Source organism: Streptomyces sp. 11-1-2 (assembly GCF_003595545.1).
Lineage (GTDB): Bacteria > Actinomycetota > Actinomycetes > Streptomycetales > Streptomycetaceae > Streptomyces > Streptomyces hygroscopicus_B.
This window is the reverse complement of the sequence record NZ_CP022545.1, coordinates 1887666-1903945: the sequence shown is the minus strand read 5'-3', so window position 1 is coordinate 1903945 and position 16280 is coordinate 1887666. Positions and strand designations below refer to the sequence as shown.

Genomic DNA, 16280 nt, shown 5'->3' with positions numbered 1-16280 from the left:
CATGACCGCGGTCCTGGTATCCGGCGACGATTTCATCGCCCCCGAACTCTTCGCCGCCGCTCTGAGCGAGAGCCTGCCCTCCGCCGGGCTGAGCTTCCGCACGCTGCGCACCCGCTGGCCGAACGAACCCTTCGGCCCGGTGGGCGCCGACGGGCAGGGGAACGGGGGTGTGAAGGAGGCCAGCGGCACCGAGGAGCAGGTGCTGGAGGCGCTCGGCGACGCGAGTGTCGCCCTGACCCAGATGGCTCCGTTCACCTCCCGTGTCATCCGCGAGTCGCCCCATCTGAAGTTCATCGGCGTGGCCCGCGGTGGCCCGGTCAACGTGGACCTGGCCGCCGCCACCGCCGCCGGGATACCCGTCACCTTCACACCGGGCCGCAACGCCGCCGCTGCCGCCGAATTCACCGTCGGCCTGATCCTCGCCGCCATGCGCCACCTCACCTTCGCCGACGCGGCCCTCAAGGAGGGCACATGGCGCGGTGACTACTACGCCTACGAGAACGCGGGGCTGGAGCTCGACGGCGCCACCGTCGGCCTCGTCGGGTACGGAGCCATCGGCTCGATCGTGGCCCGTGTGCTGCGTGCCTTCGGCGCACACGTCCTCGTCTCCGATCCGTACACGGAGCCGGCCCGGGCGCGGGCCGACGGTGTCGAGCTCACCAGCCTGGACGACCTGCTGCGGCGCAGCTCCGTCGTGAGCCTGCACGCCCGTGTCACCCCCGAGACCCGGCATCTGCTGAACGCCGGCAACCTCGCGCTCCTGCCCGAGGGCGCCATCCTCGTCAACTCGGCCCGCGGCGAGCTGCTCGACTACGCCCCGCTGCCCGGCCTGCTGGAGTCCGGCCGGCTCGGCGCGCTCGCCCTGGACGTCTACGACATCGAGCCGCCCCCGGCCGACTGGCCGCTGCACAAGGCCCCCCATGTCATCACCACGCCACATCTGGCGGGATCCACCCGGCAGACCGCCGACCGGGCCGCGCTGATCACCGCTGCCGAGGCCGCCCGCTTCCTGCGCGGCGAACCGCTGCGGCACGTGGCCAATCCGGAGGTGCTGACCGGGAGCCGGCCATGATCGTCGGAGTCGACATCGGCACCTCGGTCACCAAGGCCCAGCTGATCTCCCGCGACGGCCGGACCACCCCCGCCCATGAGGCCCGCAGCACCGTCTACACCCTGCCCGGACACCGCGTCGAGCAGGACCTGGACGACGTCGTGGGCACCGTGGAGACCGTCGTACGGGCGGCACTCGCCGACGCCGCGCAACTGGGCGACGAACCGGCCGAGGCCCTGGCCCTCACCGGGCAGGGCGACGGCCTGTGGTTGCGCGACGCCACGGGCGCCCCCGTCGGCCGCGCGCTGTCCTGGATGGACGGCCGGGCCGCGGACCGGCTCGACCGGTGGGCCGCCGACGGCACCCTGCACGCCCTGCACCGGCGCACCGGCGTGGGTCTCTTCCCCGGCTCCGCCGCACCCCTGCTGGCGCATCTGGCCGAGCACGAGCCGGAGCGGCTGGCGGCGGCCCACGTCGCCGGATACTGCGTGGACGCCGTCGTACAGCGGCTGACCGGCGCCGTGACCGTCGATGTCTCCGACGCCTCGCAGCCGTTCCTCGACGTCGCCTCCCGTACGTACGACGAGAGGGCGCTCGAGCTGTGCGGGCTGTCCGCACACCGCCGGCTGCTGCCGGATCCGGCGCCGCCCGGCACCCTGCACCGGCTGCTGCCCGACGCCGCCCGGCGGCTGGGCCTGCCCGCCGGGCTGCCGGTCTCGGCCGGCCCGTTCGACATCCCGGCCTGCGCCTTCGGCTCGGGAGTCGCCGAACCGGGCGAGGGCAACCTCATCATCGGCACCACCCTCGCCGCCCAGGTCCTCGACACCGAGCCGCGCCCGGCCATCGCCGAGGACCCGGCCGGGATGCTGCTGGCGACCCCGTACGAGGGCCGCTATCTGCGGGTCATGCCCGCCATGATCGGCACCGCGGGCCTGGACTGGCTGCTGAAACTGCTCGACGTCAAGATCGAGGCGCTGGACGCGCTGCTCGTCCAGTCCCCGCCCGGCGCCTCGGGCGTCACCGCCCTGCCGTTCCTGTCGGCCAGCGGCGAGCGCGCACCGTTCGTCGACCCACGGGCCCGTGGCCGCTTGGACGGTCTCTCCCCGCTGACCGGCCGCGCCGACCTGGTACGGGCGCTGTGCGAGGCCGTCGCCTACTCCGCCCGGCACTGCATGGAAACCCTCGGCGTCACCCGCACCGTCACCGCCTGCGGCGGTGGCGCGCGCTCCGGGGAGTGGGCGCGCATCTTCGCCGGTGTCCTCGGGGGCGACCTGGAGGTCTGCGACGACGCCGTGGGCATCCGCGGTGCGGCCCAGGTCGCATGGCGCTCCCTGGGCACGCCGGTCGACCCCGGCGCCTGGCGCGCCCGCCTCCGTACCGTGACCGCCGAGCGCGGGCTGAACGACCACTACGCCGAGGGCTACGCCGCCTACCGCCACGCCCTCGACATCGCACGCGAAGGCTGGAGCACCCGATGACCAGGCTCTTCAACGACCCCGCCCGGTTCACCGACGACATGATCACCGGGTTCGCCGCCGCCCACCTGGAACACGTACGGGCCGTACCCGGCGGTGTGGTGCGCGCCCGCCCCACCCGTACGGGGAAGGTGGCCGTTCTCACCGGTGGCGGCTCCGGCCACTATCCCGCCTTCTGCGGCGTCGTCGGCCCCGGATTCGCCGACGGTTCGGTCATCGGCGATGTGTTCACCTCCCCGTCGGCCGCCCGCGCCCGCTCGGTCGCCGAGGCGGCGGAGGCGGGCGGCGGTGTCCTCTTCCTCTTCGGCAACTACGCCGGGGACGTGATGAACTTCGGCCTCGCGGCACGGCAGTTGGCGGACGACGGCATACCCGCCCGCTGCTTCGCCGTCACCGATGACATCGCCTCCGCGCCCGCCGGCCAGACGGCGCGGCGGCGGGGCATCGCGGGCGGCTTCGTCGTCTTCAAGACCGCGTCGGCGGCGGCCGAGGAAGGCGCCGGTCTGGACGAGGTCGTCCGCGTGGCCGAGCACACCAACGCCCGTACCCGCACGCTCGGAGTGGCCTTCGACGGCTGCACTCTGCCGGGCTCCGACGCGCCCCTGTTCACCGTTCCCGAGGGACGCCTGGGCCTCGGTCTCGGCATCCACGGCGAACCGGGGGTCAGCGAGGACACCCTGGGCACCGCCGAGGACCTGGCCCGTGCCCTGGTGACGGGGCTGCTGGCGGACCGGCCCGCGGACACGGACGGCGAGCGGCGGGTCGCGGTCGTCCTCAACGGCCTCGGCGCCACGAAGTACGAGGAGCTGTACGTGCTGTGGGGCGCCGTGGCCCGGCTGCTGGACGAGGCGGGGCTCACACCCGTACGCCCCGAGGTCGGCGAACTCGTCACCAGTCTCGACATGGCCGGTTGTTCCCTCACCCTGAGCTGGCTGGACGACGAGCTGGAACGCCTGTGGCTCGCACCGGCCGACACCCCGGCCTTCCGCCGGGGGACACCGCAGGAACCCCCGGTGGCCGCCGCCGCCACACGGCCCGCCGCCGCCCCGCGCCGCCCGGAGCGGTCCGCCGCCACGGCGTCCGGCGCGGCGGTCGAGGTCGCGGAGCTGGCCGTCCACGCACTGCGCGCCGCCCGCGACGTACTGCACCGGGACGCGGAGGCCCTGGGCAGGCTGGACGCGGTGGCGGGCGACGGCGATCACGGCCGTGGCATGTGCAAGGGCGTCGACGCGGCACTGGTGGCCGCCGAGAAGGCACACACCGATCGGCTCGCCCCGGCGGCGGTGCTGGCCGCCGCCGGTGATGCCTGGGCGGCGGAGGCCGGGGGCACCTCGGGTGCGCTGTGGGGCGTGGCGCTGCGCGCCGTCGGCGCCGCACTGCCGGCCGACCGGGCGCCGGGGAGCGCGGAGCTGGCGTCCGCCGCCACGGCCGCGCTCACCGCCGTCACCTCGCTCGGCGGGGCCGAGGTGGGCGACAAAACCCTGGTCGACGCTCTCGCGCCGTTCGCCACCGCCTTCGCGACGCGGCTGCGGACCGGAGATCCGGTGGCCGAGGCGTACGCGTCCGCCGTGGCCGAAGCCCGTACGGCTGCCGAGGACACCGCCGCCCTGCGCCCCCGCCTCGGCCGCGCCCGCCCCCTCGCCGACCGCAGTGTGGGCACCCCCGATCCCGGAGCCACCTCACTCGCCGCGGTACTGACCGCGGTGGCCAACCTCCACACGACGACAGGAAGCGATCCCGTATGACCACCGCGAACGCGTTCCGGATCGTCGTCGGCTGTGACGACGCCGGATACGACTACAAGGAAGTCCTCAAGCGGGATCTGCTGGCCGACCCGCGGGTCGCCGAGGTCATCGACGTCGGTGTGGGCAGCGACGAGCACACCGCCTACCCGCATGTCGCGGTGGAAGCGGCCCGCCGCGTCGCGGAGGGCACCGCCGACCGCGCCCTCCTGGTGTGCGGCACCGGCCTCGGCGTGGCCATCAGCGCCAACAAGGTCCCCGGCATCCGCGCGGTCACCGCCCACGACAGCTACTCCGTGCGCCGCTCGGTCCTCAGCAACAACGCCCAGGTGCTCTGCTTCGGCCAGCGCGTCATCGGGCTGGAACTCGCCCGGTCGCTCACCGACGACTGGCTCGCGCAGAGCTTCGACGAGACGTCCCCGTCGGCGGAGAAGGTTGCCGCGATCCGGAGCTACGAGGGCTGATCGGGGAGGCAGGACAGAGCGAACAACGTCGGTCTCCACGATCACCATCGGATCGTGGAGACCGACGTAGTGGGAGGCCGTGTCGTCGTTACTGGCTCACCTTGACGGAGAACCAGTCCACGCTCATCCCCTCACCGGAGGTGGTGTCCGCCGCCGGCGAGGTGCAGCCGCAGACCTTGTTCGGGTAGGAGCCGCCGACCGCCACGTTGAAGATGGCGAAGAACCCGTGGTCGACCGCCTTCTTCCAGGTCTCGGCGGACACCTGGTTCTGCTTCACCGTGAAGGTTTCCTTGCCGTCGCGGTAGAAGCGCAGTTGCTCGGCGGAGGTGTCGGTGCGGTCCACGATCACGGAGTACGTGTGGTACTCGGTCTGACAGCCGTCGCACGGCAGCAGGTCACTGGTGATCCCGTCCGGGTCGTGGCACTCACCGGCCCACTCCCCGCAGTGGAAGGTGTTCGAGTGCTTGCTCAGCCCGTTGACGGCCTCCATGATGTCCAGCTCACCGATGCTCGGCCAGTTGGTGGCGCCGGTCGGACGGGCGTCGGCACCCATGGCCCAGAAGGCGGGCCAAATTCCGAGCGCCTTCTCCGGGTTGGGCTGCTTGAGCGAGGCACTGATCTCCAACTGCCCACCGGCCGGGGCCTCGAAGTCGGTGCGCTGGGTCTCCACGCGGCCGGACGTCCACTTCCCGGAACCGTCGCGGATCGGCTTGATCACCATGTGACCCTCGCCGTCGTGGTAGACGTTCTCGGTCGAGTCCGTGACCGACTCGACCTCCCCGGTGCCCCAGTTCGGGGCGCCGCCCGGGTAGCCGGTGCCGATGTCGTACAGCCAGTCGTTCTTGTTCAGACCGGTGCCCGCCGCGCCGTCGAAGTCGTCCTGGAAGACGGTGGTCCACTCGGCCGCGGCGGCGGGTTCGCCGGCGGCGGCGGTGTTGGAGGACACGGTCAGAGCCAGCAGTCCGGTCAGCGGAAGCGACAGGGCGGCCACGAAGGCCAGTACGCGTCGTCGGCGGCGGGGCTTGGCCTCCGCCGTCGTACGTGAGGTGATCCTGAACATGTGGGGGGCTGCTTTCGTTCGAAGGAACGTCGGTGACGGGGTGTGCGAGCCCCCGTAGCCCGCTCCTGGCGTGGGGTGTGGTGGAGGCTGGACTACGGGGACTCGGGCACAGGGACAGCGCGAGCGCCATCGGGTCGAGAGAGCGCTCACACAGAACGACTGTCTTGGACCCTGCCCTTGCCGGTCAAGACCCGCGCCGAGTTCACCAGTTGAACGTATGCCCGTCGCATGGCCGCGACCGCACGGAAGTATCGCTCGCCCCACTTCAGAATTGGAGACATACGCGGGCTGCCCGCACCCACGCGCGCCAACTCTTGACGGCACCCCAGGGTGGGCCGAATCAGGATGAGGAGGCCCGCCACGGTGTCCCGGACTACTCCGTCCCGGGGTCGAAGTCCTCCACGAAGTAGCTGTCGTGCCGGATGCGAAACCGCTTGAGTTCCTCGCCGCCGCGCTGTGTCATCTCCGCGACCCGCTCGAAGTACTCCTCGCGGGGGGCGCCCGGGGCGAAGAGCAGGAGCATGGACATGGGCTCGTCCGCCACGTTCTTGAACGCGTGCAGGCCACCGACCGGTACGTACAGAAAGTCGCCCTCGCGGCCCGTGATCCACTTCTCGCCGTTGTAGAGCTCCAGCTTGCCCGAGAGGATGTAGAACGACTCGGACATGGCCTTGTGGAAATGGGTCTTGGGCCCGCCGGACCGTGGACCCATCTCCACCTTGTACAGGCCGAATTCGCCACCGGTCGACTCGCTGGTGGCGAGGTAGTGGGTCGAGCCGCCGGGTGAGGAGAGGTCCGGCGGGGTGCCGGCCGGGCGGAAGGTCGCGTTCACTTCGCCCCTGTCGCCGTGGTAGCGGGGCTCCGGGTACTCCAGGTCTTCCGGGTAGGACATGATGTGCTCCTTTCGGCAGGTCTCCACTGGCATGATGGCTCCGCCCCGAGAAGGCGGCATCGGGCTTCCGAATGACCTTGGTGGCCGTTGAACGGGGCCGGAGACCTAAGTCCGTCTCGTCAGTCGGGATCCTGGCCGGAGAGCGCCCCGCGCAGGCGTGCGACCGCGCCGGTGGCGAGTTCGCGGATCACGTCCGCGGCGGGTTCGATCCTGGTCACGGCGCCGACCGACTCGCCCGCGTAGAGCGGCATCGCGTCCACCTGCCCGGTCGCGGTCCGGGTCGGGCAGAACGGACTGGACGCCGGGACCGGCACGGTGGCACCGGCCAGCACGCATTCGGCGCACTCCCGCTGCCCGTCGAGCCCGAGCTCGTCGGCAACATCCTGTTCTCGACTCTCCTGCTGATCACGGGGACGCTCACCATCGGACGGCGGAGCACCGCACTGACGACCGCCGCGACCCTCGGCGTCCTGCAGCTCCTCCTGTGGTGGTTCTCGCCCTGGGCGGCGCGGGTCTACGCCGATGCGAGCGGTCTGCCGCTGCGCGACAACCTCGGCGACATCCCGCCCGAACTCCCCTCCGAGATCCCGGTGTTCATGCTCTTCGCGGCAGCGGCCATCACCGCACTGCTGTGGCTGAGCAGGAGCCGGGGCTGGTCGGGCCGGATCGCGCCGCAGATCATGGGTGCCGGAGGGGGAGCCGTGACCGGCCTCTCCCTCCCCGTCCAGAGCGCCCTGTTCGGCGATTCCGGCCCGGCCCCGTCCGACCTGCTGACGATGACGGCCGTCGGTCTGGCCACGGGCGTCATCGCGGGCTACCTCGCCGCCCGGCTCGCCGTCCTGCTGCGCGAACACTCCACCGCATCCATCACGAAGGGCCGATGACCCATGCGCTCCTCACGTTCACCGCTCCCGCTCGCCGTGGCCTCCGCATCCCGGCGTATGCGAGGCCACGCACGCCGACTGGTCCTGACCGTGGCCGCCGCACTCACGCTGGTGGCGGTGTCGACCGCGCCGGCGGCGGCCTACGCCCCCGTCGGCGTCGTCCATACCGAGCGGGTACAGGCAGGGCCCTACACGATCACCGTCGGGTTCTCCGAGTGGCCTCTGCGGGCCATGCAGTCACTCGACTTCACCTTCGCACCGGCCGACGGCGTCGCGGGAAAGTCGGGCCCGCTCACTCTCGACGGGCCCGGCATCGACGCCGACGATCGAGAGAGCCCACTGGGCAGGCACCCCCGCAAACGGGATGTCTGGGGCCTGGATGTCCAGGCCCTGCCGGAACCTGGCACCGTCAGCTTCACCTTCGACATCGACGGCCCCGCCGGCCGCGGCCGCGGCACCCTGCGGAACGTCGGTGTGCTCGACCAGCCGGGCCCGCCCGTGGCCATAAGCTGGACCGTCTGCGCCATCCCGCCGGTCGGGATGCTCGCCTATCTCGCCGTCGGCTGGCGGCGCAACAGGCCCTCCGAGAAGGTGGCCACACTCATCTGATCCTCGCCGGAGCCGGGCCGGTTCTCAGGCGGAGGTGGCCGGCGGTTCCGCGACGCCGATGAACTTCCCGGCCACCAGCCGGATATGGGCCGACCAGTCCAGCGCCGTGAGGTCGGCGGTGAGTGAGGAGGGGGCGTGGAACACCTTCACGATGCGGTACCGGCTGCCGTCGTCGAGCCGGCGCAGGGCCACCGGGATCGGCCGGCCGGAGAGGACGTCCTCCTCGGCGGCCGCGGCGGGACCGTCATCGATGAAGACCGCTTTCCCACCCGGTGCGAGTGCGGAGGCGACGGTGTTCCAGAAGCCGGGCAACCGCGCCGGTGGCACGTGGGAGAGCCAGAAGGCGAAGAACACCGTGTCGTAGCACCGCGACGGCTGCCACTCGAACAGGTCCGCCTCGACGAACTGGACGGTGGCGGACGCGGTACGCGCACGAGCGAGGGCCAGCACCTCAGCCGCCGCGTCGACGGCCGTCACCGAACGCGCCCGCGCGGCGAGCAACGAGGTCCACTGCCCTGTCCCGCACGCCAGCTCCAGCACATCCCCGGCAATCGGGAGGTCATCGACGGCGGTCAGCAACTCCCGCAAGTCCTCGCGCTCCGCATAGGGCCGGTCGTATTCCGCCGCGCCCGCCCTGTAGTAGGCCAGCTGCTCGGTCAGAAGAGCGTCGTCATCCACTGCGGGTTCCTCCCGGTTCGGCCGGAGCCGAGCACCCTGCTCGGTCGCCACCGGCACCCTTGACCTTCACCTTCGGGCAAGGTCAAGCGTCAGGCCGGCCGCGGCCCGCGGGATCAGCCGACGAAATCCTTGGCCATCAGCTCGAGCCGCCCGGCGAATTCGGTGAGCCCGGCCCGGTCGACGTTGCCGAAGCTGACCCGGAACACGTGGCGGTCGTCGGGCAGGAAGGCGGTACCCGGAATGACGAGCGTGTCGTAGCGGGTGATGAGGTCGCGCACGACGTCCTCGGTGCCGCGGTCGGCGAAGGGGTGGCGGACCCAGCCGAAGAACCCTCCGCAGCTCAGCAGCTCGAAACCGCCCGGCCGCCCGGCCAGCACGGTCTCCAGCCAACGCCGCTTCTCCGTGGCCTCGTTCGCCCGCGCACGCCGCCACTCCTGGGCCGAGGTCAGCCCCGCCCAGGCGGCCTCCTGCCCGACGCGCGGAGGGCAGATCGCCACGCAGTCGAGCAACTTCATCACCTCGCGGTTCAGCTCGGGCGAGGCGACGACCGCGCCCACCCGGTAGCCGGGAATCGCGAGGTCCTTGGAGAAACTGTGCAGGCTCACCAGGGTCCGCGCCCAGTCCGGGTCGGCGAACAAGTCGTGTGCCGGTCGCACGGTGTCGCGGAACGAGCGGTAGGTCTCGTCCACGATCAGCGCGATATCGTGCCGCTTCGCCACCGCGTAGAAGTCCGCGAGCACATCCGGCGGAATGGTGACGCCGCTCGGGTTGCCCGGAGTGACCAGCACGATCGCCCTGGTACGCGGGGTGATGAGCGCTTCGGCAGCTTCCGGGTCGGGCACGAGATCGGGTCCGGGCTCCAGGTATCGCGGCACCACGCCGTTCATGCGCAGCCACATGTCGTAGTTGAAGTAGTACGGCAGGACTTCGATGACCTCGTCGCCCGGCTCGGTGAGCGCCTGCGCGACCAGGCAGAACGCCTGGTTGCATCCTGCGGTGACGACCATCTGGTCAGCCCCCACCGGGCTCTGGTAGCCGCGGCTGAGGTCGGCGGCGAAGGCGTCCCGCAGCCGGGGCAGTCCGGGGCTCGGCACGTACGCGGCGCCGTTCGGCTCGTGCGCGACCTTGGCGACGTGCTCGACCATCTCGGGCGCGGGCGGGTAGCTCGGCGCGGCCTGGGCCAGATCGAGCAGCGCCCGCTCGCCGCTGCGGCCCGCCAGCAGGGCATACGTCGCGCCCATCGGCGAATCGATCTCCTGCACGGTGCGCGGGCTGAGTCGCACGTCGGCGCTCCTTCACGGGTGGCTGGCCGCTGTCGGTTCACCGCGATGCTACCGACCTCCCCCGCGCGTCGGCCGAGCCACGGCAGCGGGGATGCCCGCGAGGGAGCCGGAGGAAAGCACTCACCACCTGCACAAGCAGGCTTCCGGGGCCGGGCGGGTCAGCAGTTGTCGCCCACCGCGTCGATCTTCGAGCCGAACCGGCCGCTGTAGTTGCTGGCGTAGTCGCCTTTGCGGACCGAGTGGCACTCCTTGCCCGAGGCCCAGTCGATGAAGGCACCGGTCCTGTTGGCCCGGAAGGAACCCACATGGTCCGTGAACCGGCTGGGCAGGTCCACGTAGCCGCCCCGCCAGGTGTAGAGCTCGCCCGTACCGTCCTGGAACCGCCACAGGCAGATCGCGTTGCTCGCGCAGGCGGGCAGCGCCTGAGCCTGTACGGAGGGACCCAGTGTGGTCACCACAACGGTCCCGGCAACGAGCGCGAAGCGTGTGAAACGTGGGTTCATCCCGTCCTCCTTGACGCGAAAGCCAACACCACGATTGTTCAACTCGGGACGGACGGCGGATAGACAGCTCCTGTGTTCGACGGTGGGCTGCGTCGATGATCCAGAGAGTAGACCTCGCCAAGGAACAGGGCGGGAGACTGGCCGTTGTCCGCGAGGCGCTCGTGCGGCTGGTCGGCGAGGGCCTCGCGGACCGGCCGCACAACCGCGGCTTCGCCGTCCCGGCCTACTGCGTACGCGCCGCCCACCACCGGCTGACCCGGACCCAGGCGTACGTACCGGGGGAGGGCGAGTACTACAGCGCCGCATGGGCCGAAGCCCACCGGGTCTTCCACCGCACTCTGCTGGAGGGCTGCGGCAACCCCGTCCCGCTGGAGACCTTCGACCGGATGTGGACCGCGAGCGAGCTGGCTCGCCGCTGGTCGGCACACCGCAACCCCGACCGGGACGGCGCCCGCGAGCACCGCCTGCTGGAGGAGGCGGCGCTGACGACATTCGAGCCGAGTGCGGGCCGCCGCTGCCACAGCGTCGTCAATCCCGTGCACTCGTGCGTGTACTTCGCGCCCGAGCGGCAGGACGAACTCGGGGCGCTCGGGCTGGAGCGCGGGGCCATGGCCTACTTCGCGGACCGCGCGGCCCCGCTCGGGACGGTCGGCGCGAGCACCGGGGCGACGGTCACCTCTTCGCCCTGGCGATCGCGGGCCTGTCCGGGATCGAGGCGCTGGTCCTGCACAACGCCACCGGCACCGCGCCGACGTCGGCGACGTTCATACGGACCCGCGGGTGGTCCGCCGGGCAGTGGGCCGCCGCCCGGGACCGGTTGCGCGAGTGCGGCCTGCTGGGCGAGGCGGGGGATCTCACGGAGTCGGGCGCGACCCTGCGGTGAGGCCGAGGCGCTCACCGACCGCCTCGACACGGCCCCGTACGACCATCTCGGCCCGGCCGCCACCGCGCGCCTCACCGAGCTGGCCGGTGGCTTCACCGAAACGCTCAGGGCGGCGGGCGCCTTCCCGGCGGTGCACTTCGGCAAGGGCCAGCCGCCACCTAGTACTGCAACGGTGCTTGCCGTGACTGCTGGCCAGCTCAGTCGTTGGTCCGGTTATGGGTGGGGACCTTGCTGATGTCAGGTTGTGGGCCGGGGAACTGAGTGCGGTGCACGAGCGGTTCGTGCACCGGTTCAACCGGGAGGAGCCACGTCAGTCGGCGCTGGCCTATATGCGGGGGCTGATTGCTCCGCTGGAGCGGAAGAACGGCTGGACGCTCGCGGAAGAAGCCGGGCACACGGGGCCCGACCGCATCCACCGGCTGCTGAACCGGATCGACTGGGACGCCGACGAGGTCCTGGACGACGTACGTGACTACGTCGTCGAACAGCTCGGAGACCGGGAAGCCGTTCTGATCGTCGATGACACCGGCTTCCTCAAGAAGGGCATCCGCTCGGCCGGCGTGCAAAGGCAGTACTCCGGCACCGCCGGACGCACCGAGAACAGCCAGATCGGTGTGTTCCTCGCCTACGCAACGAATCGTGGACGCACGCTGATCGACCGCCGCTTGTATCTGCCCACGTCATGGACGGACGACCGGGAAAGGTGCCGACGGGCCGGCATCGACGACAGCGTCGCCTTCGAGACGAAGGTGACCATGGCCAAGGCGATGATCCGCCGGGCGATCAGGGACAAGATCCCGTTCGGATGGGTGACGGCGGACGCCGCCTACGGCTTCAGCAAGGGCTGGCGCTCCGAGCTGGAACAGGCCGATGTCTTCCACGTCATGGCCACCACCCGGCACGACACCGTCGTCACCCGCTGGTCCATCGACCACCCCGTCCACGACCTGTTCCCCGGCCTCCCACACCAGAAGTGGAAGCGCCGCTCGTGCGGCAAGGGGGCACATGGCCCGCGGATCTATGACTGGGCCCGCGTCGAGGTCCGGCCCTGGCACCGCGATGACCGCCGGCACTGGGTCCTCGCCCGCCGCAGCGTCAGCAGGCCCGAGGAGATCTCCTACTACATCGCCTACTGCCCGGCCGGTACCACTCTGGACGAGCTCATCCGCATCGCGGGCAGCCGATGGGCCGTTGAGGAATGCTTCCAGACCGCGAAGCAGGAATGCGGCCTGGACGACTACCAAGTCCGCCGCTACCCCGGCTGGCACCGCCACATGACCCTGGCCATGGCCGCCCACGCCTGCCTCACCATCCTGCGCGCCCGCGAACTCGACGCCGACAAAGCAGAAACGGATCCTCCCAGCTCATCCACCTCAGCCTCGCCGAGATCCGACGCCTGATCACCCGACTCACAAACCGCCACCCCACCCCGGTCGACCACATCCTGCACTGGTCGACATGGCGCCGCCGACGCCAGCACCAGGCCCGAATCAGTCACCACAAACGACGCGGACACAGCCCCTGAAACTGGCCAGCAGTCACAGCAAGCACCGTTGCAGTACTAGGCCCTGTCCGGCGGATCTTCGCGGGCCCGCGACGCCTGGCACGGCGCCCCCAGCTACCGCTGGGAGGTGCCCCCGGCCGCATTGTCGGGATCGTCCGAGTACGACCCGGTACGAGGACGACCCTCCGCCTTGCGATGCACCGCACCAGACGCCGCGGGCTGATCCGCGAAGATCCACCGGACAGGGCCTAGTCGCGCATGACGTCGGGTTCGTGCCGGCGCAGCAGGCGGGCCACGGCGAAGCCGCAGACCAGCCCGATCGCCACGAGCACGCCGAGGTCGATGCCCCACTGGGAGACGGTGTGCGCCCACAGCGGGTCGACTTCGTTCGGCTTGTCGAGATTCCAGGGCGGCATGGTGTGCGCGAGGTCGAGTGTGGTCCCGGCGCCCGCGACCGCCCAGCGGGCGGGCATCAGCCAGCCGACCTGTTCGATGCCCAGAGAGCTGAACAGCTTGAAGAGGACGCCGGTGAAGACCACCTGGACGATGGCGAACATCACCAGCAGCGGCATGGTCTTCTCGGCCGTCCTCACCAGCGCGGAGATGACCAGGCCGAACATCATGGAGGTGAAGCCCAGCGCACTGATCACCACGCAGACCTCGACGGCCGTGGGCATGAACAACCCCTCGGCGGGCAGTTGGCGGACCGAGAAGCCGATCGCGCAGAGGACGGCACCCTGCATCGCGGTGATCAGACCGAGGACGATCACCTTCGACATCAGATACGCGGACCGGGACAGACCCGTGGCTCTCTCCCGTTCGTAGATCACCCGTTCCTTGATCAATTCGCGTACGGAGTTGGCCGCGCCGGAGAAACTCATGCCGATGACGAGCACCAGCAGAATGGTTCCGGACTCCTGGTTGTAGCGGAAACCGCTGTCCGGCGGTGGCGGGACGAGTCCGTACTTCGCCGGAACCAGACAGCTCACCCCGCCCAGTACCGCCGGGAGGAGCAGCATCAGCGCCATGAAGCCCTTGTCGGAGGCGATGACCGACAGATAGCGGCGGATCAGGGTCCACAACTGGGCGACCCAGTGGCGCCGTTTGGGCTGCAGGGCTCGCGCGGGCGGCTGCGCCGGAAGGGTGCCCGGCTGCTGCGGCGGTACGGCCGAGCCGACCTCCGCGACACGCCGGGCGTACTGCGGGGAAGCCCGCCAGCGCCCGCCCCAGTCGTCGTCGCGATGGTTCTCGAAGGCGGAGAAGACATCGGCCCAGCTCTCGTGGCCGAAAAACTCCAGGGCCTCGCCCGGGACGCCGAAGTAGGCCACGGAGCCGCCGGGCGCCATGACCAACACCCGGTCGCACAGGGCGAGTTCGGCGACTGAGTGGGTGACCACCAGCACGGTGCGGCCGTCGTCGGCGAGCCCCCGCAGCAACTTCATGACATCGCGGTCCAGACCCGGATCCAGACCGGACGTGGGCTCGTCGAGGAAGAGCAGGGAGGGCTTGGTCAGCAACTCCAGGGCGACGGACACCCGCTTGCGCTGACCGCCGGAGAGCGAGGAGACCTTCTTGTCCCGGTGGACGTCGAGCTTCAGCTCCTGGAGCACCTCGTCGATACGGGCCTTGCGCTCGGCGGCCTTGGTGTCACCGGGGAAGCGCAGCCTGGCGGCGTACTTCAGCGCGGTGTCGACGGTCAGCTCCTTGTGCAGGATGTCGTCCTGCGGAACGAGGCCGATACGGTGGCGCAACTCGGCGAACTGGGTGTAGAGATCGCGGTGGTCGTAGAGGACATGGCCGCGGTCGGCGGGCCGGTAGCCGGTGAGTGCGCGCAGGAGGGTGGACTTCCCGGAGCCCGACGGCCCGACCACCGCCACCAGCGACTTCTCCGGGACGCCGAAGGAGACGTCGTCCAGGATGGTCTTGCCGCGCCCGACGGTCACCGTCAGGTTCCGGGCGGCGAAGAAGACTTCACCGGTGTCGGCGAACTCCTCCAGCCGGTCCCCGGCGAGGCGGAAGGTGGAGTGGCCGACACCGACAATGTCGTGTGGACCGATGAGCTGGTGGCTCACCGGCTGCCCGTTGACAAAGGTGCCGTTGTGACTGCCGAGGTCGACGATCTCGAAGCGGCCACCGGGCAGGGGCCGGAACTCCGCGTGGTGGCGGGAGACATGCGGGCCCTCCACCACGAGTTCGTTGTCCTGCGCCCGGCCGATGCGCATCGGCCGCCCCTGGACGAGCCGGTGGACACCCGACGGGCTCCGGTCGATGAAGTGGGTCCCGGCGGCTCCGTGGGGCCCGTCCGCGTCGGTGGCGGCGGGCCGGTGCGGGTCTCCGGCGGCGGGCCGGTGCGGGTCCCGGGCGATGCTCGGGCCCGCCGTACGGGTCGGGGCCGCCGCTTGCCCCACTGAGGCTGCCGCGCCCGCCGGGGCTGCCGCGCCCGCCGGGGCTCCGGGAACCTCCGCCGCCCGGGGATGGGGCTCCACCGGGGGTGCACCGGCGGCTGCCGCCGTGCCCCAACCCGTATCGCCTCGCGCCCCGCGAGGCGCCTGGGGATGGGCCTCGGGACGTGGCTGGGGACGAGCTTCAGGACGGGGCTCGGGATGAGCCTGGGGACGGGGCTCGGGATGAGCCTGAGGGCGGGCCTCGCCCTGGGGTGCCGCCGCGCGGTCCTGCGCCACGGCAGGCGCCTGGTCGCCACTCACCGCCGCTGCCGCTGCCGCCGGCGCGGCCTCGGTGAAGTCCAGCCGCATGCCGCTGGAGAAGTTCCCCAGCCGGACGATCGAACCGTGGCCGATCTCGATCCGCTGGACACGGTGTCCGTCCGCGAACGTGCCATTCGCGCTGCCGAGGTCCTCGATGACCCACGTCCCGCCCACGCAGCGGATCGTGACGTGCCGCCGGGAGACTCGGCGGTCGATGGTCGGGATGTCGGCCTGCTGATCGCGCCCCACGGTGTAGCTCCGGGACGCGTCCAGGGTCCAGGTGCGTCCATTGGCATGCAGTACAAGTTCCGGCACGTCTGCCCCAAGTCGGTCGTGTGCACCGAGGCCGTCTGCGTGAGGATAGTCGACGGCTCGGACGGGTCCTGCGGGTCCTGCGGTTCCGCCGTGTGCCCGGACTGCCCGGGAACCGGCGGGCGTCATACGGTCTGCGGCGCGAGGCGGCCGAAGTGTTCGTCGGGTGTCACGGCGGTGTGTCCTCGTGGGGTCGGTCAGTCGGTGTGCGGCCCGGACCGGGCACGCCGACGCG

13 protein-coding genes and 2 pseudogenes are annotated in these 16280 nt (G+C 71.2%); 9 read left to right on the top strand and 6 right to left on the bottom strand.

The window, feature by feature from the left end; genetic code table 11:
• Position 1 precedes the first annotated feature (1 nt).
• From CGL27_RS07590 to CGL27_RS07575, 4 genes are read left to right on the top strand one after another with little or no spacing between them, the layout of a single operon-like run.
• Positions 2 to 1072 (top strand): 2-hydroxyacid dehydrogenase, encoded by a 1071-nt coding sequence (locus CGL27_RS07590; protein WP_078645211.1) that lies wholly within the window; start codon positions 2 to 4, stop codon positions 1070 to 1072.
• Positions 1069 to 2529, top strand: a complete 1461-nt coding sequence (locus CGL27_RS07585) for an FGGY-family carbohydrate kinase (protein WP_119985471.1) — start codon at positions 1069 to 1071, stop codon at positions 2527 to 2529. Before CGL27_RS07590 ends, CGL27_RS07585 begins: the two co-directional genes overlap by 4 nt.
• Complete coding sequence (locus CGL27_RS07580) at positions 2526 to 4271, top strand: dihydroxyacetone kinase family protein (RefSeq protein ID WP_119985469.1); 1746 nt, start codon at positions 2526 to 2528, stop codon at positions 4269 to 4271. The genes CGL27_RS07585 and CGL27_RS07580 overlap by 4 nt, the downstream gene beginning before the upstream one ends.
• Positions 4268 to 4732 (top strand): ribose-5-phosphate isomerase, encoded by a 465-nt coding sequence (locus CGL27_RS07575; protein WP_014059101.1) that lies wholly within the window; start codon positions 4268 to 4270, stop codon positions 4730 to 4732. Before CGL27_RS07580 ends, CGL27_RS07575 begins: the two co-directional genes overlap by 4 nt.
• An 88-nt stretch (positions 4733 to 4820) precedes the next feature.
• Here the strand turns inward: CGL27_RS07575 and CGL27_RS07570 are convergent, their stop codons facing one another.
• Both CGL27_RS07570 and CGL27_RS07565 read right to left on the bottom strand, forming a co-directional pair.
• Positions 4821 to 5792 carry a glycoside hydrolase family 16 protein gene (locus CGL27_RS07570; RefSeq protein WP_078645216.1) on the bottom strand — a complete coding sequence of 324 codons (972 nt, stop codon included), beginning with the start codon at positions 5790 to 5792 and terminating at the stop codon, positions 4821 to 4823.
• Positions 5793 to 6165: 373 nt separating this feature from the next.
• Positions 6166 to 6684, bottom strand: a complete 519-nt coding sequence (locus CGL27_RS07565) for a cupin domain-containing protein (protein WP_119985467.1) — start codon at positions 6682 to 6684, stop codon at positions 6166 to 6168.
• 80 nt (positions 6685 to 6764) lie between these two features.
• On the opposite strand from CGL27_RS07565, the gene CGL27_RS07560 reads away from it, so the two are divergent.
• Both CGL27_RS07560 and CGL27_RS07555 read left to right on the top strand, forming a co-directional pair.
• Complete coding sequence (locus CGL27_RS07560; protein ID WP_119985465.1) at positions 6765 to 7568, top strand: hypothetical protein; 804 nt, start codon at positions 6765 to 6767, stop codon at positions 7566 to 7568.
• A gap of 57 nt (positions 7569 to 7625) precedes the next feature.
• Entirely contained in the window at positions 7626 to 8177 is a 552-nt protein-coding gene (locus tag CGL27_RS07555; protein ID WP_119994280.1) for a hypothetical protein, read from the top strand.
• Positions 8178 to 8201: 24 nt separating this feature from the next.
• Here the strand turns inward: CGL27_RS07555 and CGL27_RS07550 are convergent, their stop codons facing one another.
• The 3 genes from CGL27_RS07550 to CGL27_RS07540 all read right to left on the bottom strand — a co-directional run bounded on the left by CGL27_RS07550 (position 8202) and on the right by CGL27_RS07540 (position 10641).
• Positions 8202 to 8855 (bottom strand): class I SAM-dependent methyltransferase, encoded by a 654-nt coding sequence (locus CGL27_RS07550; RefSeq protein WP_119985463.1) that lies wholly within the window; start codon positions 8853 to 8855, stop codon positions 8202 to 8204.
• 113 nt (positions 8856 to 8968) lie between these two features.
• Positions 8969 to 10138, bottom strand: a complete 1170-nt coding sequence (locus tag CGL27_RS07545; RefSeq protein WP_119985461.1) for an aminotransferase — start codon at positions 10136 to 10138, stop codon at positions 8969 to 8971.
• A 158-nt stretch (positions 10139 to 10296) separates the two neighbouring features.
• A complete protein-coding gene (locus tag CGL27_RS07540; RefSeq protein ID WP_078645227.1) occupies positions 10297 to 10641 on the bottom strand; it encodes a peptidase inhibitor family I36 protein in 345 nt (114 codons plus the stop codon).
• A gap of 137 nt (positions 10642 to 10778) precedes the next feature.
• Between CGL27_RS07540 and CGL27_RS50835 the strand changes: the two are divergent.
• The 3 genes and pseudogenes from CGL27_RS50835 to CGL27_RS07530 all read left to right on the top strand — a co-directional run.
• Positions 10779 to 11126, top strand: a pseudogene (locus CGL27_RS50835) (FCD domain-containing protein); the annotation flags it as partial.
• Positions 11124 to 11666, top strand: a pseudogene (locus CGL27_RS50830) (hypothetical protein); the annotation flags it as partial. The pseudogenes CGL27_RS50835 and CGL27_RS50830, both read left to right, overlap by 3 nt.
• 73 nt (positions 11667 to 11739) lie before the next feature.
• Positions 11740 to 12924, top strand: coding sequence for an IS701 family transposase (locus tag CGL27_RS07530; protein WP_119983735.1), 1185 nt, complete (start codon positions 11740 to 11742; stop codon positions 12922 to 12924).
• 352 nt (positions 12925 to 13276) lie between these two features.
• Here the strand turns inward: CGL27_RS07530 and CGL27_RS07525 are convergent, their stop codons facing one another.
• Positions 13277 to 16048, bottom strand: coding sequence for an FHA domain-containing protein (locus CGL27_RS07525; RefSeq protein ID WP_119985459.1), 2772 nt, complete (start codon positions 16046 to 16048; stop codon positions 13277 to 13279).
• Between the last annotated feature and the right edge of the window lie 232 nt (positions 16049 to 16280).

Coding starts and splice junctions, on each gene's coding strand:
- CGL27_RS07585 (WP_119985471.1), top strand. CDS start 1,069: ATGATCGTCGGAGTCGACATCGGCACCTCGGTCACCAAGGCCCAGCTG.
- CGL27_RS07555 (WP_119994280.1), top strand. CDS start 7,626: ATGCGAGGCCACGCACGCCGACTGGTCCTGACCGTGGCCGCCGCACTC.
- CGL27_RS07590 (WP_078645211.1), top strand. CDS start 2: ATGACCGCGGTCCTGGTATCCGGCGACGATTTCATCGCCCCCGAACTC.
- CGL27_RS07570 (WP_078645216.1), bottom strand. CDS start 5,792: ATGTTCAGGATCACCTCACGTACGACGGCGGAGGCCAAGCCCCGCCGC.
- CGL27_RS07575 (WP_014059101.1), top strand. CDS start 4,268: ATGACCACCGCGAACGCGTTCCGGATCGTCGTCGGCTGTGACGACGCC.
- CGL27_RS07580 (WP_119985469.1), top strand. CDS start 2,526: ATGACCAGGCTCTTCAACGACCCCGCCCGGTTCACCGACGACATGATC.
- CGL27_RS07540 (WP_078645227.1), bottom strand. CDS start 10,641: ATGAACCCACGTTTCACACGCTTCGCGCTCGTTGCCGGGACCGTTGTG.
- CGL27_RS07565 (WP_119985467.1), bottom strand. CDS start 6,684: ATGTCCTACCCGGAAGACCTGGAGTACCCGGAGCCCCGCTACCACGGC.
- CGL27_RS07530 (WP_119983735.1), top strand. CDS start 11,740: ATGGGTGGGGACCTTGCTGATGTCAGGTTGTGGGCCGGGGAACTGAGT.